This is a genomic window from Verrucomicrobiota bacterium, from assembly GCA_037139415.1.
In the GTDB taxonomy this organism is placed as follows: domain Bacteria; phylum Verrucomicrobiota; class Verrucomicrobiia; order Limisphaerales; family Fontisphaeraceae; genus JBAXGN01.
This window is the reverse complement of record JBAXGN010000112.1, coordinates 1-26,004: the sequence shown is the minus strand read 5'-3', so window position 1 is coordinate 26,004 and position 26,004 is coordinate 1. Positions and strand designations below refer to the sequence as shown.

The window sequence follows — 26,004 nt, the reverse complement described above, 5'->3', positions numbered from 1 at the left end:
ATCAAAATCCACGCGGACCGGAGGTCCGCGCTCCGTAGCACCGGCATCTTGCCGGTGAGGGGCGGGGGAAAAACTTTGTTTAATCAAACCACGCCTCGTTCGTCCCCAAGCCCATCAAAATCCACGCGGACCGGAGGTCCGCGCTCCGTAGCACCGGCATCTTGCCGGCGAGGGGCGGGGGAGAAACTTTGTTTAATCAAACCACACCTCGTTCGTCCCCAAGCCCATCAAAATCCACGCGGACCGGAGGTCCACGCTCCTGGGAGCGCCGACATCCTGTCGGCGAGGGGCGAGGGAGTAGCTTCGCATAATCAAACCACGCTTCGAGCGTTTAAAGCCTATCAGGAAAACCAGCCGGCAGGATGCCGGCGCTCCCAGGAGTCGGTATCCTGCCGTCCATCCCGTCCATCTCAGGGAGAAGGTCGCAGCCGAGGGTATGCGCAAGCGGTTGGGCGTGGCTTCTTTGTGATGGCTGTTCTGGCGGTGCTGCTCGGCTTGCTGATGCCGCTTCACGCCCAGGAACGGCTTATTTCGGCGGGTAGTTTTATGATGGGCGACGCCTCGCCGGGAGCGGAGGGATTGGCGGATGAGCGCCCGGTGCATCCGGTGCAAGTATCCCCGTTTCACGTGGAGCAGTTCGTCGTCTCCGCCGCTTTATGGCGGCAGGTGTGCCAATGGGGTCTGACAAATGGCTACGGCGATCTGCCAACGGGAAATACGGGGAGCACGACCAACGGCGACCCGCGCCATCCCGCGACCGGACTCTCGTGGTACGACGCGGTGAAGTGGTGCAACGCCCGCTCCGAGATGGAAGGTCTGCCGCCCGTCTATTATCCGGATACCACGTTCACGACTCCCCTGCGCGCGGGCCAAATTGACTTATCCAACGCGTGCGTGCGGTGGGAAATGGCGGGCTACCGGCTGCCCACCGAAGCGGAATGGGAATACGCCGCGCGTGGCACGCTGGCGGGCCAGGATTATCCGTGGGCGGGAACGGGCGGCAGCTACCGCGATCAGGTGGACGGCAGCCAGGCGAATTACCGGAATAGTGGCGACCCCTTGGACAACGGAACCACCCCATCGGGCTATTACAACGGGTCCCAACAGCCGGCTGGCCGGCCCGGTAACAATCAGTTCTGGCTTTATGACATGGTTGGCAACGTGGCGCAGTGGTGCTGGGACAGCTATACACCGGCAGATTACGCGACGCTGCTCCAAGGAGGCACCGCCAACAACCCGCGCGGCGTCGATCCGTCCGCATCGGTCGCCCGGGCTGCGCGCGGTGGCTCGTGGGATGCGTCGCCCTTTGATCTGCGTTGCGCGTTTCGCGATCCCACCGCGCCCGGGCAGCGTGACACCCGGACGGGGCTGCGGTGCGTGCGCTCGAATGTGGTGACGAATCAGGCGTTGGTTGCCATTGTGGAACTGGGGTTCACGAACGGCGGCCCGGTGGTGCGCTGGACCACGGCGTCCGAGCCGGAAACAACCGGGTTTTACCTGTACCGGTTGGTGGCTGGTGTGCCCGTGTTGGTGGGGACGAACCTGATTCCGGCGACGGGCGCGGCCCAGGGCGGAATCGGCGCCACCTATGCCTGCGCGGACGCTAGCGCGCCCGCTACCGCCGTATATCAATTAGCCGAGGTGCGCCCTGATGGTGGCACGATCGTTCATGGGCCGTTTGCGCTGAACATGTACCGGTTTGACCTGGCCAGCCCGGTTCCGCCGGTCTCCGGCGTCCGGCAGGTGCGCTGGCACAGCCGGAGCAACGAGTGGTACTCGGTCTGGCGCTCAACCAACCTGGCCGCCGGGTTTGCGCCCCTCAAATCCTGGATTGCCCCGGCACCTCCGGAAAATGTGTTTTTCGACACCGATGCCGGGCTGATTAACGTCTTTTACCAAATCCGCTCCGAGCCATGAAACCGCGTCATGCTACATGGTGGTGTCCCAGTGCGCTGCGGCAGCGAGCCCCGGACGGGCTGGCTCTCCTGCTGGGATGGCTGTTGGTGCCGTTCGTGCCGGCGGCTCCCCTCTGCCTGTCCGGCCCGCCCATGGTGGTGGCGCAGGATAACGGGCTGGTTATCCTTTGGCGGACGGGAACCGAACTGGATGTCCTCGGCTTTCATGTCCACCGGCTGGACGGGCAGGGCAGGGAAGCCCGCCTGAACCCGCAGTTGTTGCCCGCCGCAGTGGCGGACGGCGTGGGCGCGATTTACCGGCAGCGCGACACCATGGGGGCCGCCGGATACGAGCTGGGCATCGTGGACCTTCACGGGCAGGAATCCCGCGTGCCGTGTGTCCGGGCGGCGGCGTTGCCGGAGTGGGCGCTGGCACTGCCGGCGCTGCCACCCGCCGAGCTCTTCGAACGTTGCGCCCCCCCGCGCTTGACAATTTCCAAAGCCGCCGCCGCGCAAGCCTTGCCGCCCGCTGCGCGTCTCCCCAAGGATGCCTCGCTCGCCGATCGGGAACGACTGAAGGTCACCGTGGCCGCCCCCGGCCTCTACCGCCTCACGCCGGACCAATTGGCCGCCGGGTTGGGGATGACGGTTGAGGAGGCGCGCGGGCGGTTGGTGGACCGGCAATTTCGGCTGACCGTTGGCGGGCAGCGCCTCGCCTGGATGACGGACATCAACGATAGTGCGCTGCTCTTTTATCATCCGGGCGGCAAGACCATCTACAGCGCGCAGACGGTCTATTGGCTGGAACGGGGCCGGGGCTTGGTGCTCCCCCCGCTGGACGGCCCGGCCCCCGCCGCCCCGGTGCCGGACCCGCAGTCGTTTCCCGAGACCGTCCGGTTTGAGCAAGATAAGATCGGGGCGGTGTTTGCGTGCAATGATCCCACGGTGGATTTCTGGGTCTGGGAGTCTTTCTATAGCGGCGATAAAAAGAGCACATTCCCCTTCACCCTCGAGGCGATGGTGGCGCCGGCAGGTGACATTTCAGTGGTGCTGCAGTTGTTGGGTGGGTCCTTGACGACGCATCGGGCGGATGTGTTCATCAACAACACGTTGGTCGGCTCGGGAAGCGGGGACGGAAAAAACCCGCTTGCCATCACCTGCAGCGTACCCGCCGCATTGGTGGTGGCCGGAACGAACATTTTGGGCATCAGCAATGCCACCGTCAGCGCCGACTATATCTACCTCGACTATTTCGACGTCGCCTATCGCCGCCGGTTTACCGCCGTTCATGAAAGCCTGCGGTGCGTTGGCGAAACGAATAACCTGATCACGATGCGCGGCTTTTCAAACAGCGCGGTCCGGCTGGCCGAGGTGAGTGATCCGCGGTTGCTGCGGGAGATTAAATGCGTCCGCGTGGAGCCGGACGGAAATACCTTTGCGCTCACGTTCGCGCCGGCAAACCCCACGAACCGTTACTACGCCTTTTCCCCTTCGGCGTTGCTATCGCCTGTGGCCATCGAAGGATGGGATTCGCCCGGTTTGAAATCCGCCACCAACGCGGCGGATTACCTGGTCATCACCGCCTCGCCGCTAACCAATGCCCTGCGGCCTTTGGTCGAGTGGCGAACGCTCCAAGGCCGGGTGGGCCGGATGATCGAAGTCCGCGCGATTGCGGATGAGTTCGGGTACGGCAACGTCACGCCGCAAGCCATTCAGGCGTTTCTGGCCCATGCCATCCGTAACTGGCGTTTGCCCCCGCGCGCGGTCCTGCTTGGCGGCAAGGGCACGTACGATTACCGGAATGATACCGGTACGGCGGTCAATCATGTTCCCATCCTGCTGGTCCCCACTTCGACCTATCTCTTTGCCTCGGATAACGCCCTGGCCGATGTGGCCGGCAATGACGGGGTGCCGGAGGTGGCCATTGGCCGGCTTCCCGCCACCACGTCTGCCGACATGTCCGCCATGGTGGGGCGGATCATCGCCTATGAGCAGGACGCCGGCGGCGACTGGACCCGGCGGGCCATCTTGACGGCGGACGACCCGGATGAAGGCGGCGATTTCCCGGCTTCGAGCGAGGCCGCCGCCGTCTTGCTGCCGTCCTCGTTGTCGCTCCAGCGCATTTATCTCACCACGTATCCCGTCAGCACCGCGCGCACCCTGCTGCTCAGCGCCATTAATAACCAGGCCGGGCTGTGGAATTATTTTGGACATGGCGGTTTTAATGTGATGGATGGTGGATGGCTGGGCAACAGTGATGTCAGCCTGATGACGAACGGCTGCCGGGGCCCCGTGCTCTTGGGCATGACCTGCTTTATCGCCCGCCATGAATTGCCCGGTTACGCCAGCTTGGGGGAAACGCTGATGATCCAGCCAAACGGGGGCATGGCGGCCCTCTGGGCGCCGACCGGGCTTTCGTACGACGAACCCGGCCCTGATCATGAACAGCGATGTGTTGCGGGTACGCTACCAAGCCGGGGTGCAACCGTTGGGGGAGGCCCTGCGGATCGCCTTGGGGGCCTCCGCCGCCAAAGGCGTCTCGAAAGACCTGCTCCAGATTTTCACCCTGTTGGGTGACCCGGGAATGCGAGTGAAATGAATTAATAAATTATTAAATTTATGAAATATCGTAAAACCGAACATATCGTCACCCGGAAAGTCGCCGGGGAAACGTTATTGGTGCCCGTCAAAGGCCAACTGGCGGATCTGCACAAGGTGTTCACCTTGAACACGGTGGCGGAATGGGTGTGGGAAAACCTGGATGGCCAACGATCGGCGGCGGAGTTGGGTGACGGTTTGCACGCCCGTTTCGCGGTGGCACGTCCCACCGCGGAAGCCGATCTGGCTGAGTTGCTCGCCAAATTGGAACAAGCCGGCCTCATCGAGCCAGTCCGCGCCTAAGCCGATGAATGGTACACGAACAGCTTCCCTGGGAGCGCCGGCATCCTGCCGGCGGGATAGGTCTAACGGCCATCTACTCGCTGAGCGGATGGCGTCGGCAAGAATGCACGCCGAAGCCGGCAGGATGCCGGCGCTCCCAGGAGAAGGCAAGAGGCCGGCGCTTGCCGGGGCGGGCGGTTCCCTGCCAAATGAGGTACGAGGTCCCAGCTTTATTCCATCGAACCGGGAAACATCGCGGGTAATGACCGGTGTGGCATCCCCGGAACCGCATTTGGGATGGTATTCGCGCGGGTATCTTCCGCATTGGGATCATCCCGGAATGATCCAAACCATCACCTACCGGCTTCATGATTCGCTGCCCGCTGATTTGGTTCGGAAATGGAGAGTCGAGCTGGGGTTGACCCGCAAGTTGGGAGAACCAACGTTGCATTCAGCCGCCGAGGCTGAACTTCGGAAACGAATGGCAAACTACGAGGATGCCGGGCATGGTGCCTGCTGGTTGCGCGATGAGCGGGTGGCCCTGATTGTCGAGCAGGCCATGCTTCACTTCGATGGTCGTCGTTATCGTCTGCTGGCTTGGTGCGTGATGCCCAATCATGTGCATGCGATGATTGAAACGGTGGAAGGCATTTCCTTGTCCGATGTGCTGCATTCGTGGAAATCGTACACGGCCAACCAGGCAAACGCGGTGCTGGGACGCCAAGGGGAATTTTGGCAACGCGAGTATCATGACCGCTATATTCGCGATGCCGAACATTACGCCAAGGCCCTCCACTACATTGAAGAAAATCCGGTGAAATCAGGATTAGTGAAGCAGGCCGTTGAGTGGAGCTTTAGCAGTGTGCATTATCGCAACACGCCAATCTCACCTGGGAGCGCCGGCATCCTGCCGGCAGTTCAACCGCCCGCGCCAAGCATTTACCAGCGGAGCAGTGACTGCTCCCTAGAAATTGAAAGCAGCCAGCAGAATAGCCGGCAGGATGCCGGCGCTCCCAGGAATAACGACCATGGAATGTGAGCATGAAATACCCGCCGCCAGCGCGGCGTTTTTTGAATCGCTCAAGGCGCGCGCCCACAAGGAACGGCTGCCCCTCTCCGCCTCGTTCGAGGTCACCACCCGGTGCAATCTGCGGTGCTGCCATTGTTATCTCGGCGACCCGGAAGGGGCGCACCAACGGGAATTAAACTTGGCCGAGGCCTGTGCCGTTGTGGATAAAATCGCCGGGGCGGGTTGTCTCTTCCTGCTGTTCACAGGTGGGGAACCGCTGCTGCAACCCGATTTCGCGAAAATCTACCGGCACGCCAAAGAGTGCGGGCTGGCCGTCCGGGTGTTCACCAACGGCACGTTGGTGGAAGCCGAGATGGTCCAACTATTCCAGGCGTATCCACCCTTGGAAGTCGAAATCAGTTTGTATGGCGCCACCCCGGAAATGTATCAGCAGGTGACCGGCTCGGAGCGTAATTATGCGCGGTGCCTGGCGGGCATTCAACGGTTGTTGGATGGCGGCGTGCGGGTGAAATTAAAAACGGTGCTGATGCGTCAAAACCACGCTGGGTTGGCCGACATGAAAGCCTTGGCGGACCGATTGGGGGTTCCGTTTCGATTCGATACCGCCATCTTTCCCACGCGGGCAGGCGATCAGCGTCCACTTGACTGCCGGCTTTCGCCCGCGGCGGCTGCGGCAGCAGAAAACGAGTTTCGCGCCCGGAGCGCTTCCTCTCCGGATGCCCCGCGCCAACCACAAATACCCTCCACGGACTTGCGAAACTTATTGGTCTGCGGGGCCGGGCGGACCACTTTCGCGGTGGATTCCACCGGTAACATGACGCCCTGTCTGTTAATGCGCGGGCCAAAATACGATTTGCTGCGCGGAACTTTCGCGGAGGGATGGCGGCAAATGGAGCCGGTCTGTCAGATAAAAGTTGCTACAGATTCTCCTTGCCAGACCTGTCCGGATGTGGCATATTGCCACGGATGCGCGCCCATTTTTGAAATGGAAACCGGCAATATGGCCCAGCCGCCGGCATGGTTATGTGATTTGGCCCGTCAGCGGCGCGCGACAAAAATGAAACAGAACGACTTATTATGAAGGAACAAATAAATATGAAGGAACAGCCCGCCTGTGCCGCCCAGCCAGCCGGTCCGGAAAAGCTGGTCTATCAGAAACCCGAAGTGACTGAGATTGAGATGGTCGCGTTCGATGTGCTTTCCACCACTTGCACTCCGCCGAGTTTCAATGGCGGTGCACAGTGCTACAACTGAACCGGCTGGGCTTGATTCATTAGAACTTTTCACTTTTGTTTTGACGGGACCATACCATCTCATTTTTGGGCTGGCGGATGTTGTTTTTGAACTTTCAAGTTCGCACGTTCCGTTCGCGTTGAACGGAGTGGCCCCTCCCGTGGCTCCTTTTCTGCGGGGGGATGTTTCGTCCGTTTCGTACGCAGATCGCATTTCAGTCAATTTCCATGCCAATTCGGTTCCCGATCTCTCTGCGCTCTCCCCCGTGCATCGTACCAACCGGCTGCTGACTTGGTACTGCTCCGGCTCCCGGCTCTGGCTCCGCTGGGAGCATCCGCTCCACCCGGAAGCGGTCTGGGTGGCGGAAATCGCGCAGGATAAAAATTACGTCGAAGTTCATTATTCCCCGGAGACGCTTGTCGTCTTGGCCGCGCCGTCTGATCGAGCCCTGCCGGACACGTTTGTTTCAAAAGCCGCTGCCCCATCCGCCTCGGAGCGTTGCATTCCCCACGCCTTGCTCTCGATTGTTTATCGGTTTCTCTCGGTGATTTTTTTGGCGCCACGCCAGGGTCTGCTGCACCACACCGGCGCGGCGATCTTCGGGGGGCGGATGTGGCTTTTTCCCGGGCGCTCTGGCGACGGCAAAAGCACGCTTGCCCGGTTGCTGGCCGGGCACCCGGAGTTTGAGGTCATTGGCGATGATGCCGCCGTGACCCGGTATGGGGTGGCGCCGCCATCCGGCTGCAGCGCGTATCGTGCGTATGGCACTCCCTGGCCCAGCAGCGCCGGGTTTGCGGTCAACGCGTCCGCTCCGTTGGGCGGACTCATTTTTTTGAATAAATCGCTGGAAAATCGGATCGAGCCGATCACCCCGCGCGAGGCATTCCACCGCTTGCTGCCAGCCACCAACCTCCTCTGGTGGCATCCTGAATGGATGCCGGTGATGCTGGATGGGTGTGATCAGTTGACCCGCGCGGTGCCGGCCTGGCAATTTTCCCTGGCCCCCACCCCGGCAGCCGCTGAGCAACTGGCGGCTTGGTTGCAGCAGGAAGGCGGGGGCGGATGAGCAAAGACGAAGATCATGGCTTGGCCCCCTTCGTGACCGCCGGCATCCTGCCGACGTGCGTCCTGTCTTTCACCATCCACCGTCAGGAAATACCGGCATTTCCAGAAATGGAAAGAACCGCCGACTGAGGCGTTCGCCCTGCTCCGCCCGTGATTCCCTCCCTGGCCAACCCTGATTTTTGCCGGCTGGCGCGCAGCCTGATTGCGGAAGGACTGAGCGTGCGATTCAAAGCCAGCGGCAACAGCATGCGGCCATGGATCCAGGCTGGCGATCTGATCACGCTCGCTCCCGCCGAGGCAACCCGATTGAAAAGGGGCCAGGTGATTGCGTTTGAGACCACTGCGGGAATGCTTACCATCCATCGCTTGGTGGCTCTCCGGGCCGAAGCGGCGGGCCTGGTGTTGGTCACCCGTGGCGATGCCAACATGGCCAATGATCCGGCGTTTGGCCCGGACCGGGTGGTCGGGCGCGTGATCGAGGTGCGGCTGGCGGGCTATCGTGTGCCGGTAAACAGCCCGGTGTGCTGGGGGTTGTCGGCTCTCCGTAGAGTGGTGCGGTTAGGCGTTGCAAGAAAATAACCTGATCTTCCTCGATGTACTCCATCAAAATGGGGCGGTCGGAAATGGAATCCTATTGCAGGCCGTCCCAATTTTTTTGCCAATCGATTTTTCTGCTAAAGTTGCTTTCGGTTTTCGATTTTCGGTCTTCGGATTTGTTTGCTTCCCATCCGTTGCATCCGCAGTCAAAAACAGGAGTTGAAAACCAGTCCCACATTAATGTGGGGAACGCCTGGTAAAACTACTAAAATGTAGCTTCAAACAGGTGGCACCAAAATATAGTTGCCGCGGTCGGGATATATGTAACTTCTGCAAGTGCTTCACAGATAACACTCAAACCGTCGTAAATGGTGGCAGATGCTGCGTTTGTTGAGACCGAAAACAACTTGGCACGGCTCTTGCAATAGGTCTCCCGCAATGGTGAATGTGACCGACAATAAATCGTGTGGTGCGGACAGCCCGGAGACGGATGCCAAGCCTGAGGGTTTTACAGCCACCCGCAATGCCTGCAAGCTCTGCACGCCGCTGGGGGCGTGTTTGGTGTTTCGCGGGGTGGAGGGTTGCATCCCGTTCCTGCACGGTTCACAAGGGTGCGCCACCTACATTCGCCGTTACCTGATCAGCCACTTTCGCGAACCCATGGATATCGCCTGTTCTAATTTCCATGAATCCAGCGCGGTGTTTGGCGGGGCCACCAATCTTAGCCAGGGCCTGCTGAATGTGGATCGCCAATATCAACCGGCGTTGGTTGGCGTGGCCACCACCTGTCTGGCGGAAACCATTGGCGAGGATTTGCCCCGGATGCTGGTGGATTTTCGGCGTGGAGATGGAAAAGCCATGACCACTCCCGTGGTGCATGTTTCCACCGCCAGTTATCGCGGCACCCACATGGATGGCTTTCATGGAGCCGTGCGGGCGCTGGTGGAACAATTGGCGGAACGGGGCCTGACCTCGAACCGGATTAATGTGCTGCCGGGCATGGTTTCCGCCCAGGACCTCCGGTATCTCAAGGAAATCCTTCAGGATTTTGGCGCGAAATTCACGTTGCTGCCGGACTATTCAGAAACCATGGATGGTGAAACCTGGAGCCAATACGAAAAATTGCAGAACGGTGGGACTCCGCTGGCGGACATCACCGCCATGGGCGGGGCGTGTGGCACCATCGAGTTGGGCCGCACCCTGGAGCATACCCCTTCGGCCGGCCAAGTGCTGACCGAACGCCATCAAATTCCACGGCACCCCCTCGGGCTGCCCATCGGGATTCGGGAAACCGACGGCTTCTTTTCTGCGGTGGAGTACCTTACCGGGCGCAAAACTCCGGAGAAGTACCAACGCGAGCGCGGTCGCTTGGTGGATGCCTATATTGATGGCCACAAATACGCCTCCGAGAAGCGGGCGGTCATCTATGGGGAGGAGGATATGGTCATCGGGCTGGCTTCATTTTTAACCGAGTTTGGCATTACCCCCATTCTGTGCGCCTCGGGTGGTCGGAGCGGCTTTTTTGAAAAATGCCTGCGGGAAGCGGCCCCGGCATTACCACCGGAAACCGTCATCAAGGATAAGGCGGATTTCGCGGAAATCGCCGAACTGGCCACCGCGTTAAAACCGGACCTGTTAATCGGCAACAGCAAGGGTTACAGCCTGGCCCGCCAATTGAATGTGCCGCTGATACGCATTGGTTTTCCCATCCACGATCGCATCGGCGGACAACGGACGGCGCATCTGGGGTATCGCGGTGCCCAGGAGCTTTTTGACCGCGTCATCAACGCCCTGATGGAGGCCAAACAAACCAAGTCATCCGTGGGATACAGCTACCTATGAGCACCAATGCCACACTGGATTTTAACAAGCACCCGTGCTTCAGCCGGGAAGGCCATCAGCTTTATGGACGCGTTCACCTGCCGGTTGCTCCCCGCTGCAATATCCAATGCAACTTTTGCAATCGCAAGTTTGACTGCGTCAATGAAAGCCGGCCCGGAGTGACCAGCTCGGTGCTGACGCCGCAGCAGGCGGTGGAGTACCTCGCGCACACCATCGCGCAACGTCCGGAAATTGCCGTCGCGGGGATTGCCGGTCCCGGCGATCCCTTTGCGAATCCGGAGGAAACGATGACAACCCTTCGCTTGATCCGTGCCCGGTTTCCCCAGTTGATGCTCTGCGTGGCGACCAATGGCCTGGGGATCGGGCCTTACATTGATGAGCTGGCGGAACTGAAAGTCAGCCATGTCACGATCACCATTACCGCGCTGGATCCGGAAATCAGCTCGCAAATTTACGCCTGGATACGCGATGGCAAACGTCCGCTGCGCGGCGAAGCGGCAGCGGTGAAATTGCGCGAGTGCCAATTGGCAGCCATCACCCGGTTGAAAGAAAAAGGGGTGGTGGTGAAGATTAACAGCATCATCATCCCGGGCATCAACGATGAGCATATCTCCGAGGTGGCACGTGAGGTGGCGGCGCGCGGTGCGGATTTGATGAACTGCATGCCGCTGAAACCGGTGGCTGGGTCCGAGTTCGCGGATTTGCCGGAGCCGGATGGAATAATGACCAGCCGAATTCGACTGACCTGCGGGCTGCATTTGCCGCAGATGAATCATTGCGCCCGGTGCCGGGCGGATGCCGTGGGCCGGATCGGAGAGGCCATGACGACGGAGCAAGTAACGGTCTTGAACCATTTTGCCAGTATGACGATAAATCCCGCTGAAGAAACGAAACGCCCCTACGTGGCCGTGGCCTCGATGGAAGGCGCGCTGGTGAACCAACACCTGGGTGAAGCCGAACGCGTGCTGATCTATGAACCACACCCGCAACACGAAGGGATGTATCAACTCAAGGAGATCCGCAAGGCCCCGGAGGCCGGTGGCGGCGAGGAGCGCTGGCAGGAACTGGCCAGCCTCCTCGCCGATTGCCGCGCCTTCCTGGTGGCCGCCGCTGGCCGGTTGCCATTTGGCGTGCTGACCCAGTCCGGCGTCAAGGTTGTGGAGATGGAAGGCTTGATCGAGGAAGGCCTGCGGGCTGTGTATGCCAACACCCCCGTGCCGCCCGCCCTCAAACGCCGGTTTACCGGTTGTTCGCAAGGCGCAGGTTGTAAAGGCGCAGGCACCGGCTGCGGATAGCCAGTTAGAATTGTCAGTAACCGTAACCAAAAACATTGAAAGGAATCCTATGACCAAACCAACGCATCATATTTTCGTGTGTGGCAGCTTTCGGCCCACGGGCGCCCAGGGCGTCTGCCACAAAAAACAATCATCCGCTCTGCTGCAATACTTCGAGCAGGAAGCTTCGGATCGCGGGCTCGACGGCGTCATGGTGTCCAGCACCGGCTGCATGAAAGTCTGTGAGCAAGGGCCTGTGGTGATCGTGTACCCGCAGAACACTTGGTACAAGCAAGTGAATGAAGCGGTGGCCGATGCCATTCTGGACGCCATCGAAAATGACGCCGTGGCGGAGGAGCATGTGCTCGCGTAAAGGACCTGAACCCCATGGCATTCCTCTTTTATCGCAAGCGATCCACCGGCGGGGTGGTCCGTTACGAGCAATTGCAACCGCTCAAGTTGGGCGGCAAAAATGGTCCCATCGCCCGACATGTTGCCACCCTCAAGGGCGAGCAATCCGAAGCAGGCTGGGAACTGCCGGTGGCGACGCTTACCCAACTGGCGGGTTTGCCGGCCGCGGAAGAGGTGACGGTGTTGTTCGATATCAGCGGCAATGGCATCGTGTGCCTGTATGAACTGCGCAACATCGCCGGCTTGTTGCGTTCCGGGAAAGTCAATCTGGCCTTGGATTTTGATGTGCTGGTGGACGCACCGGTGGGCAAGACTTCCGCAGATTTCAAAAAGGCATTTGAGCTGCCCGCAGTCCAACCGAAAAAACGATTGCGCGAAATCCTGGTGCTGGGCACGGATGATTGGAAGTGGGAAAAGCCGGCCCTCAATTTGGGTGCCACGCTGGTGGGACCTGGATAATTAATCGTATGCCCTGGCTCATTGATACGACTCTGCGCGACGGCGAACAGGCCGCTGGAGTGGTGTTTTCACGAGCCGAAAAAATTGCGATTGCCACCGCGCTTGCGGAGACGGGCGTACCGGAATTGGAAGTGGGCATTCCGGCCATGGGCGCGTCCGAAATCGCAGACATTCGTGCCATTGCCGGGCTGGGTTTGCCGGTGCGTCTCACCACTTGGTGCCGGGCAACGCATGCGGATTTGTTGGCCGCCACAACCTGCTCGGTGCCGGGTGCCCATTTCTCGTTACCGGTTTCGGATATCCACCTGGCCGCCTGGCATAAGGACCGCGCCTGGGTCATGCGGACTCTGGCAGAACTCGCGGGAGATTTTTCCGGCGAATTCCGGCTCTTATCCGTGGGCGCGCAGGACGCCTCGCGGGCGGACCTGAATTTCCTGTGTGAATTCGCTGCCGCCGCCCACGCTTTGGGGCTGTATCGGTTGCGGCTTGCAGACACCGTGGGGATTCTCACCCCGACTCAAACCATGCGGATGATCGCCAGTGTGCGCCAGGCTGCTCCCGGGTTGCTGCTGGAATTTCACGGGCATAATGACTTGGGTATGGCCACGGCGAACACCATTGCCGCAATTGAGGCGGGAGCGCAATGCGCCAGTGTCACGGTCAACGGTTTGGGAGAGCGCGCTGGAAACGCCCCACTGGAGGAAGTCGTAATGGCCCTCCGCGTGGCCTTGAAATGCGACTGCGGTATCCACACCGAGCGACTCTATGCTCTGAGTGAGATGGTTGCCCGGGCATCCGGGCGTCCGTTGCATGCGGATAAACCCATCGTGGGAACGGGGGCCTTTCGCCATGAATCAGGCATCCATTGTGGTGCGCTGGCTGAAGACCGCCGCGCTTACGAACCATTCGCGGCGCAGGAGGTAGGTCGGATTCCCCCAGGATTTGTTCTGGGTCACCACTCAGGCAAGCGTGGGCTGCAAGCCGTCATGGCGGAGAACGGTTTGCAGGTTCCCGACGCGTTATTGCCTCGTTTATTGGAAAAAATACGGCTGGAGGCAATTCGTAAAAAGACCGCGCTTACGGATCATGACTTGCGGAGCCTGGTTAGCGAAGTACTTCACTGAGCCTCGGAAACTGCTTGGGCAGAACAAAGGCGGAAGGGATACCGTGCAGAGGTGAACTTCCAGTCCAAAATTATCGGAGTTTTCGAAAATCCGCTTCGGTGATACCCAACTCTTTGAGAATCTTATGAAACAGCCAGCCGCCAATCTCGGAACTGGGATGAATCGGAAGGGTGGTGGCGCGTCCGTCTGGATGAATCCAGCGGGCATGGCTTCCCTTTTGGCGCGGGTTGGTGAATCCGAGTCGTTGCGCCACCCGAATCAACTCTTTGGCCTTAGCGGGCATGAGCGGCAATCAATTCCACATCATCGGGCAGCGGCTTGCCCTGCACTTGGTATTCCTCCACGATCATATCGAAAACGTTGTGTAATTCCTGCTGGGCGGCATCCAGCGTGGCACCAAGGGCATGGCAACCGACAATGGCAGGCACATACGCCACATAACTTCCGTTGTCATCCCGGCGACATACCACTTGATAATCAAACAACGTTTTCATAATGAGAAGCTACGTTGCTTTCCCCGCTAGCGCAAGCCGCAAAATTTTCCACAAAAATCCCCAATGAACCGCGAACGGGAACCAAAAATCCTGGGAAAATTCCACTCTTTGTTATTCCCGCACAACCGCGGATAACTCGTCAACCGGCTCCGCCGCCGGCTGATTTCTTCGGTTCGCCCTTGAGCAGGGCGATGGCGTAATCGCGGTTGAGGCGCGCGATGAAATCCAGGGGAATGTTCTTCGGGCAGACCGCTTCACAGGAACCGGTGACCGTGCAGGCGCCAAATCCAGCGGCGTCCATGGTATCCACCATAGACTTGGCTCGGCGGTAGCGCTCCGGCTGCCCCTGCGGCAACAGGCTGAGCTGAGCTACTTTTGCCGCCACAAACAGCATGGCGCTGGCATTCTTGCAGGCCGCCACACACGCCCCGCAACCGATGCAGGCGGCGGCATCCATGGCCAGATCCGCGTTTTCCTTGGAGATGGGCAGGGCATTGGCGTCCTGGGCACTGCCGGTGCGGACGGATACAAAGCCGCCCGCTTGCATGATGGTGTCAAACGCCTTGCGCGTGACCACCAGGTCTTTGACGACCGGGAAGGGGCGGGCGCGCCAGGGTTCAACGATGATGACATCGCCGTCCTGGAAATTGCGCATGTACGTCTGGCAGGTGGCCACGCCGCGATGCGGGCCGTGCGGCTTGCCGTCAATCACCAGCGAACAGGTGCCGCAGATGCCCTCGCGACAATCGTGATCAAACGCGATGGGTTCCTCCCCCTTCAGGGTGAGTTCTTCATTCACCACGTCGAGCATTTCCAGGAACGACATGTTGGAGTTTAACTCCGGGGTCGAGTATTCCTTGAACTCGCCGTCCGTATGCGGGTTTTTCTGCCGCCAAACTTTTAACTTCACTTTCATGGAAAATTCTCCGGTTGATCGTTGGCTTATTTGTAACTACGGGTCACCATTTTTACTTCCTCGTAAATCAATGGCTCCGTGTGACGCACGGGGGCTTTGCCCGGTCCTTGATGTTCCCAGGCCGCCACATGGGCGAAATTCTCATCATCGCGGCGGGCTTCACCGTCGGGATATTGGTACTCATCGCGGAAGTGGCCGCCACAGGATTCCCGCCGTTCCAAGGCGTCCAGGCAAATTAACTCGGCCAGTTCCAGGAAATCCGCCACGCGTCCGGCCCGTTCGAGCGATTGATTCAAATCGCCGTCGCTGCCGGGAACTTTCAGGTTTTTCCAGAATTCCTCACGCAGGGTGGGGATCAGTTGCAGCGCCTTCTTCAGGCTGGCATCCGTGCGCGCCATGCCGCAGTTATCCCACATGATTTTGCCCAACTCTTTGTGGAAGGAGGCGGTGGTGCGTTTGCCATTAACGGTCAGCAGCTTTTTGGTGATCGTCTGCACGTTTTCCTCAGCCTGCTTGAACGACGGATGCTCCGTGGTGGGCCGTTGATCGGGCTTCTGGTTGGCCAGGTAATTACTCAGGGTGAACGGAATGACAAAATAGCCGTCCGCCAGGCCTTGCATCAGCGCGCTGGCACCCAACCGGTTCGCGCCGTGATCGGAGAAGTTGGCTTCGCCAAGCACGAACAGCCCTGGCAGGTTGCTCATCAAATTGTAATCCACCCACAAACCGCCCATGGTATAATGCATGGCGGGATAAATGCGCATCGGCACTTGATAGGCGTTCTCGTTGGTTATTTCGTGATAGATATCGAACAGGTTGCCGTAGCGCTCGCGCACCTTGTCTTCGCTCAAGCGTTTGATGGCATCCGCGAAATCCAGATAGACACCCAAACCGGTTTCACCCACCCCGCGTCCCTCATCGCATACGCGTTTGGCCGCGCGCGACGCAATGTCACGCGGTGCCAGATTTCCGAACGAGGGATACATGCGTTCCAGGTAATAGTCGCGCTCGCTTTCCGGAATGTCCGCCGGGGCGCGTTTATCTTCTTGTTTTTTCGGAACCCAGATGCGTCCGTCATTGCGCAGCGACTCGGACATCAACGTGAGTTTGGATTGGTAATCGCCCGAGACGGGGATGCAGGTCGGGTGAATCTGGGTGTAACACGGGTTGGCAAAACAGGCGCCGCGCTTGTAGGCGCGCCAGATGGCCGTCGCATTGGAGTTGCGCGCGTAGGTGGCGAGATTATAGGCATTGCCGTACCCGCCCGTGGCCAGCACCACGGCGTCGGCGCTGTGCCGGGTGACCTCGCCGCTGAGCAGGTTGCGGGTGATGACGCCTTTGGCCTGGCCATCCACGACCACGAGATCCAACACTTCCGTGTGGGTGAGCAGGGACACGCCGCCCGCGCCAATCATGCGGCTCAATGCCGAATAGGCGCCCAGCAGCAATTGCTGGCCGGTCTGGCCGCGCGCATAAAACGTGCGGGAAACCTGCGCACCGCCAAACGAGCGGTTATCGAGCAGCCCGCCATATTCGCGGGCAAACGGCACGCCTTGCGCCACGCATTGATCAATGATGTTCACGCTGACTTCAGCCAGGCGATAGACGTTGGCTTCGCGGGCGCGGAAGTCGCCGCCTTTTAGCGTGTCATAACAGAGGCGGCGCACGGAATCGCCATCATTCTGGTAATTCTTGGCGGCATTGATGCCACCTTGGGCGGCGACGGAATGCGCGCGGCGCGGACTGTCGTGATAAATAATGTTCTTTACCTTGTACCCCAGCTCAGCCAGGGAGGCGGCTGCGGAAGCGCCCGCCAGGCCGGCTCCGACCACGATCACTTCGTATTTCCGCTTGTTGGCGGGGTTGACCAGCTTGTTTTCAAATTTGGCCTTGGACCACTTTTGGGCCAGCGGACCCGAGGGAATATTGGATTCGAGTTTCATGTTACCGGGTCTCCTTTCCAGGAACCAAGACAGCTTTAATTGGATTCGGGTTCTTTTTGGCTTGCAGGTAGCTATCCCCGTATTTGCACACCAGGATGGAACCGGGGATGGAGACATATCCCAAAAACAGGGCAACCGCCACCACTTTGGCCAGCTTGTCAATCAGCGGCCCATAAACGTGGTTTTTCAGGCCCAGCGATTGAAACATTGCGGCGATGCCGTGGCTCAGGTGCAGGCAGAGCAACCCCACCCCCACCATGTAGAACAGCGCTACCAGCGGACGTTGAAACCCCGCCACCATCATGGCGAACACGTCATGGCGTTCCACGCCTTCCTTGGTGATTTCCTTGAACATGGGATCCGTGACAAAGCTGCCCGCTCCCAAACTTGCACCTTCCAGCCGCACGGTGTAATGCAATAGGTGGTAAATGACGAACGTGGCGATGATCACGCCGCCCAGCACCATCGTGCGCGAGGCCAGGTCCGCGCCGAACGGCGTTTTGCCGTTCGCATAATCCATCGGGCGCGCGTCCACGTTGTCGCGCCACAGTTGGAACGCCGACAGGAAGTGCAGCGTCACCATCGCGATCATGCTCAGGCGCGCCACATACAGCAGCGGCTTGTTATGCTGCAAGAAATACGCGTATTTGTTAATGGCGTCCGCGCCCAGGAAAATTTGCAGGTTGCCGATCAAGTGACCGGCCACAAATGCAATCATCCCGGCCCCGGTAATGGCCATGATGTACTTCTTCCCGAGGGAAGACCGCCAGATTCTTAATATTAAATTCATACTGACTATACTCCTGCCGAAACGCTTCACCGCACCGGCTGGTTCCGTTCACTGTACCCGGTGCTCCCGCCACGTCAATCCCGGGAAATGAAATACTGCACTTTTTTTTAAAAGGCAAACCATTATTTAATCTTATCTTTACAGAAATTGTCCTGCGCCGGGGCGGCCACGGGGCGTTTTGGCGTAAAATCGTGGTTCTACCGGGATATTTTGCGCGCCGGCACCGGATTGAAACCGGGGCATTGGAGGTGTTTATTGGGGACTCTTAATAAGGCGTGCTGGCAGTAAATATTAGTCTGACTTTTGTTGCGAGGCGGAAACGAGTCATTCGGCTACTGGTCCGCGTGGCTTTGACTTCCTTCGACGCGCGTACCCTTGCTTGAATAACTGGCGCTCCTCCCACGCCCCCAGCCGGCAGGATGCCGGCGCTCGCAGGAGGTGGTGTACTTGCGACTTGCGTTTCGCGCGCTTGCGAGGTATGGCTTTTCCCATGTTAGTTACTCGTGCTGCTGGTGGGACTGGCAACTGGATGACGTGTCCGCCAGCGTTCATGCCATATACCATGGATTCTGTATGATGGGACTGCTCGCCAGACTTGAAAAACTTTCGCGATCCGCGCTCAAGCTGGCTGGGTTGGCGTTGCTGGCGTTGATCGGCCTGATTGACTACGTCACCGGCTACGAGATGTTCTTCTCGGTGTTTTACCTGTTGGCGGTTGGCTTGGCGGCGTGGTTTGTCGGCCGGGGTTTCGGTCTGCTGTTGTCCGTTTTGAGCGTGGCGGTCTGGATTGGCGGGGACTTGGCCGCTGGCGCCCAGTATTCCAGCTCGCTGATTCCCATCTGGAACGCGGTAATCCTGATGGTATTCTATTTTATTGTGGTCTGGTTGATGACCAGCCTGCGTTCCTTGCACCGGGATCTCGAAGCGCGGGTTCAAGAACGCACCCTGGCTCTGCGGCGGGAGATGGCCGAGCGCGAGCGGTTGGAAGAAGAGATTCTCAAGATCAGCGAACGCGAACAACGCCGTATCGGCCACGATCTCCATGACAGCCTCTGCCAGCATTTGACGGGCACCGCCTTGGCGGGACAGGTTTTGCAGGAACGGCTTGCCGCCAAGTCGCTGCCCGAGTCCGATGACGCGAGCAAGATTGTTGACCTCGTCGAGGAAGGGATCACGCTGGCGCGCAACCTGGCGCACGGGCTTTATCCCGTGCAAATGGAAGCGGAAGGGCTGATGGCGGCATTCGAGGAACTGGCCAGGAAACTCACGGAGACGGCCAAGCTGCAATGCAGCTTTGAATGCGAAACGCCGGTACTGATTCATAACGATGAGGCGGCGACCCATCTCTATCGCATTGCCCAGGAAGCTGTCAGTAATGCCATCCGGCACGGCAAGGCAAAGCAGATTCTGATCAGCTTGTGCGAACAGGCCGGGCGGGTGCTCCTGACCATCGAGGATGACGGCGTTGGGCTCCCGGAGACCAACCCGAAAACGGATGGCTTGGGCATTCGCATCATGGCTCACCGGGCGGCCATGATGCAGGGAACCCTTTCCGTGGAACCCGCGCTTACTGGCGGGACCGTCGTAATCTGTTCCATTCCACGGCTGCCCACCACCAACGACAGTGATGATAAAAACCACCATGCCCGCTGAATCCAAGCAAACGATCTTTCTCGTGGACGACCATCCGTTGGTGCGGGAATGGTTAACCAACCTGATCCATCAGCAGCCGGACCTCATGGTGTGCGGAGAAGCGGAGAGTGCGCCACAAGCCCTCCAGGCCATCCTGGCGACGCGCCCAAACGTGGCGACTGTTGATTTGTCCCTTAAAGATTCCTCCGGCATTGAACTGATCAAGGACATCAGGCAGTCCTGCCCTTCCGTGGCGGTGTTGGTCCTCTCGATGCACGAGGAGACGCATTACGCCGAGCGCGCCCTGCGGGCCGGGGCCAGCGGCTACCTGATGAAGCGCGAAACGACCAAGAAGGTGATCCACGCGATTCGTGAGGTGTTGGCGGGGAAAGTGAGTCTCAGTGAAAATGTCACCGCCGCGATCACCACCCGCTTTGTCAAGGGCCATACGATGGAAGGGGCCTCCCCCATTGGGTCGCTTAGTGATCGGGAATTGGAAGTGTTTGAGCTGCTGGGGCGGGGCCAGGGCACGCGCCAGATTTCGGAAACGCTTCGGATCAGCCTGAAAACCGTTCAAGCCTACTGCGCGCGCATCAAGGAAAAGATGAACCTGGGCAGCGCCACCGAACTGCTCCGGGAGGCCGTCCGCTGGCACGACCGTAACCACCAAAGCTGATTCTTCAGACCCTGCGGTTTGCGAATCGGCGTGTAGTATCCCACCCTACACGCGAATTAGGCCATGCCCTGATTGACCGGCGCGGCCACGCCATTATATTCACACCGTCGGTAGAATACTAATGATGCGATTATACAATTTAATGACGGAATGGAGTGGCGCGGTTGGGAAGCTGTTCTTGGCCGGGCTATTGGCCCTGACTGCGGTATCGGCAAGCCAGGCAGGAATTTCCGCAGCGGGCGGTTCTCCAGCACACCTGACGTTGACGGAGGCGCAACAGATGGCTTTCGAGCGCAACTGGGATTTGCTGGCGGCCCGCAGCGACGTGGATGCCGCTACCGCCCAGCGGCTCATCGCGCATGAATTTCCCAATCCCACGGTCTCGCTCTCCACCAGTAAAGTTAGCATGGATAACCACGGCAACGGCAGCACCATGGGCAATGGCCTGCTGGAACGCAGCTACGATACGATTCTGGCGGTCAATCAACTCTTTGAAGTCGGTGGCAAGCGGCGTCATCGGCAAGTCTCCGTCGAGGCCGGATTGGCCGGGGGGCGCGCGCGGTTGTGGGATGCCCGGCGCGTGCTGGACTTGGCGATCAGCAAAGCCTACGCGGCGGCAGTCCTGGCCGAGGCCAACGTTCAGGTGCTCCGGCAATCCTCCGAAACGCTCCGCAAGGAAACCCGGATTGCCCAGGACCGCTTCAACGCGGGTGATATTTCACGCGCGGATAAGAGCCAGATTGAAATCACGGCTGAACGTTTTGAATTGGACGCCCAAACCGCGTCAGCCAACGCCCGGACGGCGCGCATCACCCTCGAAAATTTGATGGGCATACCCAAACCTTCCGGCGAAATACTCCTCAGCGATAACCTTGAAACCTTGGCGGTCAGTTTGATTGCCGGGGAATCTCCGGGACCCGGGGCGGCGCGCGCGGACATTGTGGCGGCGGAACAAGCGGTCAAGAAGGCTGAGGCGGACCTGCGTCTGCAGAAAGCGTATCGCATCCCTGATCCAACCGTTTCCCTGCAATACGAACGGAACCCGGGCGATTTGCCCAACACCATTGGCGTGGGGGTAAGCTTCCCCCTGCCTTTGTGGAATAACAACCGGGGCAACATCAAGGCCGCCGAGGCGGCTCGCGAGCAGAGCAGTATCGAACTGGAAAGAGCCAAAGCGATGGCCGCCGCCGATATTGCCATCGCTGGCGTCGCGCATGACGAGGCGCGCAAACGCTGGTTGAATTACCGGGACTCGATTCGTCCCAAGTCGGCCCAGATTCTCGAAACGCTGACCTACTCCTACCGCAAAGGCGGCGCAACCGTGCTGGACCTTTTATCGGCGGAGCGCAATGACAATGATATCCGCATGGCCACCCTGCAGGCGCTGAGCGACACCGCCACGGCGGCGGCGGCGCTGAAAGCCGCCCGGGAAGCCCTGCCAACCGAAACCAAACACCAATGAAATCATCTCTTTCTTTCGTTTTGTTTTGCGTCGGTCTAATGACGGGATGCCAACCGCCGTCCCAACCGGAACCAGCATCTGCGGTCAAACGCGATGGCGAGCAGATCCTCATAAAATCGGATTCACCGCAACTGGGTTCCCTGACGGTTGAGGCCGTTGAGCCACGAACCAACTCGGTACAGCATTTAACCGGACGGATCGTTTGGAATGACGATGTTACCGTGCGCGTGTTTTCACCGTTGGCGGGACGAGTGAGCCGTTTATTAGTGGACGTGGGTCAAACGGTGAAAGTCGGCGACGCGCTGGCGGAAATTGAATCACCGGATTTCGGTCAAGCCCAGGCGGACGTTCACAAAGCCCGGGCGGATTTCATCCTGGCCCAGACCGCGTTGAATCGGGTGCGGGATTTGTTTGAACATGGGGCGGCCCCGCGCAAGGACGTCGAGGCGAACGAAAATGCCTTCGCCAATGCCGGGACGGAAAAACAACGCGCTGAAGCCAGGTTGGCAATTTACGGCGGTTCTCCAGATCGGTTGGACCCGGTTTTCATATTGCGCAGTCCGTTGGCAGGGGTAATGATGGAAAAAAATATCAACCCGGGCCAGGAGGTGCGCCCGGACCAAATGTTGGCCAACGCCCCCAATTTGTTCGCGCCGCTCTTCGTGATTTCCGACCCAACGCGGCTTTGGGTTTTGCTGGATGTGGCGGATTTGGATCTGGGTTGGCTTAAACCAGGCGCTACGGTACACATCCATAGCCGCGCGCTGGGCGACCGTGTGTTCGACGGCAAGGTGGATGCGGTGGGCGATTCGCTGGACCCCATCACCCGCGCTGTCAAGGTGCGCGGTTCGGTCAGCAATCCTGATCGGGCGCTGAAGGCGGAGATGTATGTGAGTGTGGAGATCACGCGGGACACGGCCACTGGGGTGGATGTGCCGACCCAAGCCGTTTACCTGAAGAACAGCCATCATTTCCTCTTCGTGGAAAAGGCCCCCGGTCAATATGAACGCCGCTCCGTGAAGGTGGCGGCCGAGAGCAACCGCCGGGTGCCGATTTTGCAGGGGGTTGCCCCCGGGGAAAGGGTGGTTAGCCATGGCAGCTTGCTGCTCGAAGCGCTGATGGAGTCGAACGAAAAATTGTGAACGCAAGCCACTTACTTCCATGATCAAACGCGTCATCTCTTTTGCGCTTCACCAGCCGTTTTTTTATTTGATCATGGCGGTGCTCTTTGTCGCTGGCGGCATCCTGGCGTTTCGTTCCCTGCCCATCGAGGCCTTTCCAGACGTTTCTGATATCCAGGTGAATGTCATCACCCTCTATCCGGGCCATGCCCCGGAAGAGGTCGAGAAACAGGTTACCATCCCAGTCGAAACCAGTCTCAGCGGGTTGCCGCATTGCGTTCGGATATTTTCACATACGCAGTTTGGCCTCTCGTACATGATGCTGACGTTTGACGACTCGGTGAACGACTATTTCGCCCGCGCCCAAGTGCTCGAACGACTGCAAACCGCCGACCTGCCACCAGGGGTTCTGCCGCAACTCGCGCCACTCTCCACCGCCATCGGAGAAATCTTCCGCTACCGGCTCAAAGGCGACGGGTACAGCCCGCGCGAACTGCGCACCCTTGAAGACTGGACGGTCGAACGGCATTTGAAGACCGTGCCCGGCGTGGCGGACGTGGTGACCATGGGCGGGTTGATTAAACAGTACGAGGTCAATCCCGATCTCGCCAAAATGCGCTACTACAATGTCACGTTACAACAGTTGTTTACCGCGTTGGGCCGGGGCAATGCCAATGCCGGCGGCAGTTATGTCAATCAGGGCGCCCAGCAGTATCTCATTCGCGGGATTGGCCTCCTTCGTTCCGGCGAGGACATCGGCAACATCGTGATCACTTCCCGCAATGGTACGCCAATTTTTGTCAAAGACATCGCCGAGGTGACCATCGGTGCCGTCCCGCGTCAGGGCGTTGTCGGCCAGGATCAGGAGGAGGATGTCGTCACCGGCATCGTGTTGATGCGCAAAGGGGAGAATCCCTCGCAAGTACTGACTGGGGTGAAGGAGGCCGTGCATAAGCTCAACACGCTGATTCTTCCCAAAGGGGTGCATCTCGAGCCCTTTTATGACCGAGCCTGGCTGATCAGCACCACCCTGCACACGGTGTTCAAGAATCTGGCTGAAGGGGCGCTGCTGGTGACGTTCGTGCTGCTCCTTTTCCTCGGCAACTTCCGCGCCGCCTTAATCGTGGCGCTGATGATCCCACTTTCATTGCTGGCCACATTCATCGGCCTGACCTGGCGTGGCATCCCCGCTAATCTGCTTTCCCTCGGGGCGATGGATTTTGGCATCATCGTGGATGGTGCGGTGATTGTGGTGGAGAACATTTTTCGGCGCCTGGGGGAGCGAAAGGAAGCGCAGAACTTACACGGCTTGCGCCACACGATCCTGGAAGCGGCGGCGGAAATGGGGCGGCCTACCTTCTTCTCCATGCTCATCATTATTGTGGCGCACATCCCTATTTTTACGCTGCAACGCCATGAAGGCCGGATCTTCGCTCCCATGGCTTGGACGGTTACCTCGGCTTTGGTCGGCTCGTTGCTTTTTTCCCTTACCCTGGTGCCGCTGCTCTGCTTTTTCCTGCTCCGAAATAAGATCCCACACGAGGAAAACATCGTGGTGCGGGCCTTTAAAGCATTATACCGCCCCATTTTGGAATGGGTATTGAACCATCGTAAGACGGTGCTGTCGCTGGGGCTGATTACTCTGTTGTTCAGTTTTGCCATGGTGCCCCGGCTGGGCACCGAGTTTCTCCCCGAACTGAACGAGGGAACCATCTGGGTTAATATCAATCTTCCGGCAGGCATCTCGGTCGAAGAAACCATGCGGCAGTGCGCTCGCGTCCGCCAGGCCCTGCACCGCGTGCCCGAAGTCAACACCGTGGTTTCCAAGGCGGGCCGGCCCGAAGATGGCACGGATCCCAAGCCGATCAACATGATGGAAGTCTTTGTGGACCTGAAACCGGCCGAACAATGGCGACCGAACATGACCAAGGAAAAGCTTCTTGAGGCCATGGACCACGAGTTGGACCAAATCCCTGGCTTGGAAACCAGCTTCTCCCAGCCCATCCGGGACAATGTGCTGGAAAGCATCTCCCAAATTGACGGCCAGGTGGTCATCAAAGTGTTTGGCGAGGACCTTTCCGTTCTCCGTGAGCAGGCGCTCAACGTGCTCAACAAGGTCGCGTCCATTCCCGGTGTTGAGCGCGCGTTTATTGACCGCCCCGGCGAAGTGCCGCAGTCGCTGATCGAAATTGACCGCATTCGCGCGGCGCGTTATGGGCTGAATATTGCGGATATTCAGGACGTCATCGAAACCGGTCTGGGTGGCAAAGCGGCCACCGAGCTTTGGGAGGGTGAAAAACATTTTAGTGTCGTCACCCGCCTGCCGGCAGCGCAACGGCAACTGGCCAACTTAAACAACATCCTCGTGGATACGCCGGACGGCCAGCGGATTCCGCTCAAAGAAGTGGCCGATTTCAAGGTCGTCAGCGGGGCCATGAATATTTCCCGCGAAGCCGGCTCCCGGATCAAGGCCATCAGCATCTTTATCACGGGGCGCGACATGGGCAGCGTCGTGGCCGACATGCAGGCGCAGGTGAGTAAGATTAACATGCCCCCGGGCTACACGGTTTCCTGGAGTGGTGAATTTGAGAATCAACAGCGCGCCATGAGACGCCTTGCCTTTATTGTGCCCGTCAGCGTTTTCCTGATTTTCATCCTGCTCTTCGATGCCTTCAAATCAGTCAAAAGCGCATTACTCATCCTGCTCAATGTGCCGTTCGCACTGATTGGAGGGATCTTCATCCTGCTGGTCACGCATATCCCTTTGAGTGTCTCTGCGGCCATAGGATTCATTGCCCTGTTCGGGCAGGCCGTCTTGAACGGCGTGGTCATGGTCAGTTTCTTCAATCAGCTCCGCGCTGCCGGTTCCAGCCCGTGGGATACCGTGATGCAAGGTTCTCTGATCCGTATGCGGACGGTCCTGATGACCGCGTTGCTGGCCATGCTGGGACTGCTCCCGATGGCGCTCTCCCACGGCATTGGCTCGGAAACCCAGCGCCCGCTGGCGGTGGTGATCATCGGCGGCTTGATTTCCGCAACGCTTCTGACCCTGATTATTCTGCCGACACTCTATCTGATGCTGTTTGGAAAAGCCGAACCCGAGGCAGATGATGAAACCCCAACCCCAATGTCTAATTAACTGAGAAATGACCGGGCTTGTCGGGCTTAATTCTACTTCGTTAAGTTATTTCTTGCGTTGCCGTCCGGGGTGCGATAGTTT

At 59.1% G+C, this 26,004-nt stretch carries 23 protein-coding genes; 18 read left to right on the top strand and 5 right to left on the bottom strand.

What is annotated here, in order from left to right; translation table 11 throughout:
• Positions 1-468 precede the first annotated feature (468 nt).
• From WCO56_18640 to WCO56_18580, 13 genes are all read left to right on the top strand, one after another.
• A complete protein-coding gene (locus WCO56_18640; GenBank protein MEI7731599.1) occupies positions 469-1,917 on the top strand; it encodes an SUMF1/EgtB/PvdO family nonheme iron enzyme in 1,449 nt (482 codons plus the stop codon).
• Positions 1,914-4,472, top strand: coding sequence for a C25 family cysteine peptidase (locus WCO56_18635; GenBank protein MEI7731598.1), 2,559 nt, complete (start codon positions 1,914-1,916; stop codon positions 4,470-4,472). Before WCO56_18640 ends, WCO56_18635 begins: the two co-directional genes overlap by 4 nt.
• 42 nt (positions 4,473-4,514) lie before the next feature.
• Positions 4,515-4,796, top strand: a complete 282-nt coding sequence (locus WCO56_18630; protein MEI7731597.1) for a PqqD family protein — start codon at positions 4,515-4,517, stop codon at positions 4,794-4,796.
• A 241-nt stretch (positions 4,797-5,037) separates the two neighbouring features.
• Complete coding sequence (locus tag WCO56_18625) at positions 5,038-5,814, top strand: transposase (protein ID MEI7731596.1); 777 nt, start codon at positions 5,038-5,040, stop codon at positions 5,812-5,814.
• Entirely contained in the window at positions 5,804-6,886 is a 1,083-nt protein-coding gene (locus tag WCO56_18620) for a radical SAM protein (GenBank protein ID MEI7731595.1), read from the top strand. Before WCO56_18625 ends, WCO56_18620 begins: the two co-directional genes overlap by 11 nt.
• Positions 6,883-7,059, top strand: a complete 177-nt coding sequence (locus WCO56_18615) for a hypothetical protein (protein ID MEI7731594.1) — start codon at positions 6,883-6,885, stop codon at positions 7,057-7,059. Before WCO56_18620 ends, WCO56_18615 begins: the two co-directional genes overlap by 4 nt.
• 244 nt (positions 7,060-7,303) lie before the next feature.
• Entirely contained in the window at positions 7,304-8,104 is an 801-nt protein-coding gene (locus WCO56_18610) for a hypothetical protein (GenBank protein MEI7731593.1), read from the top strand.
• A 149-nt stretch (positions 8,105-8,253) separates the two neighbouring features.
• A complete protein-coding gene (locus WCO56_18605; GenBank protein MEI7731592.1) occupies positions 8,254-8,682 on the top strand; it encodes a signal peptidase I in 429 nt (142 codons plus the stop codon).
• A 396-nt stretch (positions 8,683-9,078) separates the two neighbouring features.
• Positions 9,079-10,482, top strand: a complete 1,404-nt coding sequence (locus WCO56_18600; GenBank protein MEI7731591.1) for a nitrogenase component 1 — start codon at positions 9,079-9,081, stop codon at positions 10,480-10,482.
• A complete protein-coding gene (locus WCO56_18595; protein ID MEI7731590.1) occupies positions 10,479-11,777 on the top strand; it encodes a radical SAM protein in 1,299 nt (432 codons plus the stop codon). Before WCO56_18600 ends, WCO56_18595 begins: the two co-directional genes overlap by 4 nt.
• A 49-nt stretch (positions 11,778-11,826) precedes the next feature.
• Positions 11,827-12,129 carry a (2Fe-2S) ferredoxin domain-containing protein gene (locus tag WCO56_18590; GenBank protein MEI7731589.1) on the top strand — a complete coding sequence of 101 codons (303 nt, stop codon included), beginning with the start codon at positions 11,827-11,829 and terminating at the stop codon, positions 12,127-12,129.
• 14 nt (positions 12,130-12,143) lie between these two features.
• Positions 12,144-12,626, top strand: a complete 483-nt coding sequence (locus tag WCO56_18585) for a hypothetical protein (GenBank protein MEI7731588.1) — start codon at positions 12,144-12,146, stop codon at positions 12,624-12,626.
• 8 nt (positions 12,627-12,634) lie between these two features.
• Complete coding sequence (locus WCO56_18580; GenBank protein MEI7731587.1) at positions 12,635-13,750, top strand: citramalate synthase; 1,116 nt, start codon at positions 12,635-12,637, stop codon at positions 13,748-13,750.
• A 70-nt stretch (positions 13,751-13,820) separates the two neighbouring features.
• On the opposite strand, the gene WCO56_18575 is transcribed toward WCO56_18580, so the two are convergent.
• From WCO56_18575 to WCO56_18555, 5 genes are all read right to left on the bottom strand, one after another.
• Positions 13,821-14,033: a type II toxin-antitoxin system HicA family toxin gene (locus tag WCO56_18575; GenBank protein ID MEI7731586.1), complete on the bottom strand. Its 213-nt coding sequence runs from the start codon at positions 14,031-14,033 to the stop codon at positions 13,821-13,823.
• Positions 14,023-14,244 (bottom strand): type II toxin-antitoxin system HicB family antitoxin, encoded by a 222-nt coding sequence (locus WCO56_18570; protein ID MEI7731585.1) that lies wholly within the window; start codon positions 14,242-14,244, stop codon positions 14,023-14,025. Before WCO56_18570 ends, WCO56_18575 begins: the two co-directional genes overlap by 11 nt.
• Before the next feature lie 139 nt (positions 14,245-14,383).
• Positions 14,384-15,160: a succinate dehydrogenase/fumarate reductase iron-sulfur subunit gene (locus WCO56_18565; protein ID MEI7731584.1), complete on the bottom strand. Its 777-nt coding sequence runs from the start codon at positions 15,158-15,160 to the stop codon at positions 14,384-14,386.
• A 26-nt stretch (positions 15,161-15,186) separates the two neighbouring features.
• The gene (locus WCO56_18560; protein ID MEI7731583.1) at positions 15,187-17,103 is read right to left on the bottom strand and encodes a fumarate reductase/succinate dehydrogenase flavoprotein subunit; all 1,917 of its coding nucleotides are present in this window, start codon (positions 17,101-17,103) and stop codon (positions 15,187-15,189) included.
• A 1-nt stretch (position 17,104) separates the two neighbouring features.
• On the bottom strand, positions 17,105-17,893 hold the full coding sequence (locus tag WCO56_18555; protein MEI7731582.1) for a succinate dehydrogenase cytochrome b subunit: 789 nt from the start codon (positions 17,891-17,893) through the stop codon (positions 17,105-17,107).
• A 573-nt stretch (positions 17,894-18,466) separates the two neighbouring features.
• On the opposite strand from WCO56_18555, the gene WCO56_18550 reads away from it, so the two are divergent.
• The 5 genes from WCO56_18550 to WCO56_18530 all read left to right on the top strand — a co-directional run bounded on the left by WCO56_18550 (position 18,467) and on the right by WCO56_18530 (position 25,923).
• On the top strand, positions 18,467-19,546 hold the full coding sequence (locus WCO56_18550) for a sensor histidine kinase (protein ID MEI7731581.1): 1,080 nt from the start codon (positions 18,467-18,469) through the stop codon (positions 19,544-19,546).
• Positions 19,536-20,201: a response regulator transcription factor gene (locus WCO56_18545; GenBank protein MEI7731580.1), complete on the top strand. Its 666-nt coding sequence runs from the start codon at positions 19,536-19,538 to the stop codon at positions 20,199-20,201. Before WCO56_18550 ends, WCO56_18545 begins: the two co-directional genes overlap by 11 nt.
• 121 nt (positions 20,202-20,322) lie before the next feature.
• Positions 20,323-21,663 (top strand): TolC family protein, encoded by a 1,341-nt coding sequence (locus WCO56_18540; protein MEI7731579.1) that lies wholly within the window; start codon positions 20,323-20,325, stop codon positions 21,661-21,663.
• Positions 21,664-21,701: 38 nt separating this feature from the next.
• Complete coding sequence (locus WCO56_18535; protein MEI7731578.1) at positions 21,702-22,805, top strand: efflux RND transporter periplasmic adaptor subunit; 1,104 nt, start codon at positions 21,702-21,704, stop codon at positions 22,803-22,805.
• A 19-nt stretch (positions 22,806-22,824) separates the two neighbouring features.
• On the top strand, positions 22,825-25,923 hold the full coding sequence (locus WCO56_18530; GenBank protein ID MEI7731577.1) for a CusA/CzcA family heavy metal efflux RND transporter: 3,099 nt from the start codon (positions 22,825-22,827) through the stop codon (positions 25,921-25,923).
• Positions 25,924-26,004 lie beyond the last annotated feature (81 nt).

Coding starts and splice junctions, on each gene's coding strand:
- WCO56_18575 (MEI7731586.1), bottom strand. CDS start 14,033: ATGCCCGCTAAGGCCAAAGAGTTGATTCGGGTGGCGCAACGACTCGGA.
- WCO56_18540 (MEI7731579.1), top strand. CDS start 20,323: ATGATGCGATTATACAATTTAATGACGGAATGGAGTGGCGCGGTTGGG.
- WCO56_18550 (MEI7731581.1), top strand. CDS start 18,467: ATGATGGGACTGCTCGCCAGACTTGAAAAACTTTCGCGATCCGCGCTC.
- WCO56_18620 (MEI7731595.1), top strand. CDS start 5,804: ATGGAATGTGAGCATGAAATACCCGCCGCCAGCGCGGCGTTTTTTGAA.
- WCO56_18555 (MEI7731582.1), bottom strand. CDS start 17,893: ATGAATTTAATATTAAGAATCTGGCGGTCTTCCCTCGGGAAGAAGTAC.
- WCO56_18580 (MEI7731587.1), top strand. CDS start 12,635: ATGCCCTGGCTCATTGATACGACTCTGCGCGACGGCGAACAGGCCGCT.
- WCO56_18635 (MEI7731598.1), top strand. CDS start 1,914: ATGAAACCGCGTCATGCTACATGGTGGTGTCCCAGTGCGCTGCGGCAG.
- WCO56_18570 (MEI7731585.1), bottom strand. CDS start 14,244: ATGAAAACGTTGTTTGATTATCAAGTGGTATGTCGCCGGGATGACAAC.
- WCO56_18630 (MEI7731597.1), top strand. CDS start 4,515: ATGAAATATCGTAAAACCGAACATATCGTCACCCGGAAAGTCGCCGGG.
- WCO56_18590 (MEI7731589.1), top strand. CDS start 11,827: ATGACCAAACCAACGCATCATATTTTCGTGTGTGGCAGCTTTCGGCCC.
- WCO56_18595 (MEI7731590.1), top strand. CDS start 10,479: ATGAGCACCAATGCCACACTGGATTTTAACAAGCACCCGTGCTTCAGC.
- WCO56_18545 (MEI7731580.1), top strand. CDS start 19,536: ATGCCCGCTGAATCCAAGCAAACGATCTTTCTCGTGGACGACCATCCG.
- WCO56_18600 (MEI7731591.1), top strand. CDS start 9,079: ATGGTGAATGTGACCGACAATAAATCGTGTGGTGCGGACAGCCCGGAG.
- WCO56_18640 (MEI7731599.1), top strand. CDS start 469: ATGGCTGTTCTGGCGGTGCTGCTCGGCTTGCTGATGCCGCTTCACGCC.
- WCO56_18615 (MEI7731594.1), top strand. CDS start 6,883: ATGAAGGAACAAATAAATATGAAGGAACAGCCCGCCTGTGCCGCCCAG.
- WCO56_18560 (MEI7731583.1), bottom strand. CDS start 17,103: ATGAAACTCGAATCCAATATTCCCTCGGGTCCGCTGGCCCAAAAGTGG.
- WCO56_18530 (MEI7731577.1), top strand. CDS start 22,825: ATGATCAAACGCGTCATCTCTTTTGCGCTTCACCAGCCGTTTTTTTAT.
- WCO56_18625 (MEI7731596.1), top strand. CDS start 5,038: ATGACCGGTGTGGCATCCCCGGAACCGCATTTGGGATGGTATTCGCGC.
- WCO56_18565 (MEI7731584.1), bottom strand. CDS start 15,160: ATGAAAGTGAAGTTAAAAGTTTGGCGGCAGAAAAACCCGCATACGGAC.
- WCO56_18585 (MEI7731588.1), top strand. CDS start 12,144: ATGGCATTCCTCTTTTATCGCAAGCGATCCACCGGCGGGGTGGTCCGT.
- WCO56_18535 (MEI7731578.1), top strand. CDS start 21,702: ATGACGGGATGCCAACCGCCGTCCCAACCGGAACCAGCATCTGCGGTC.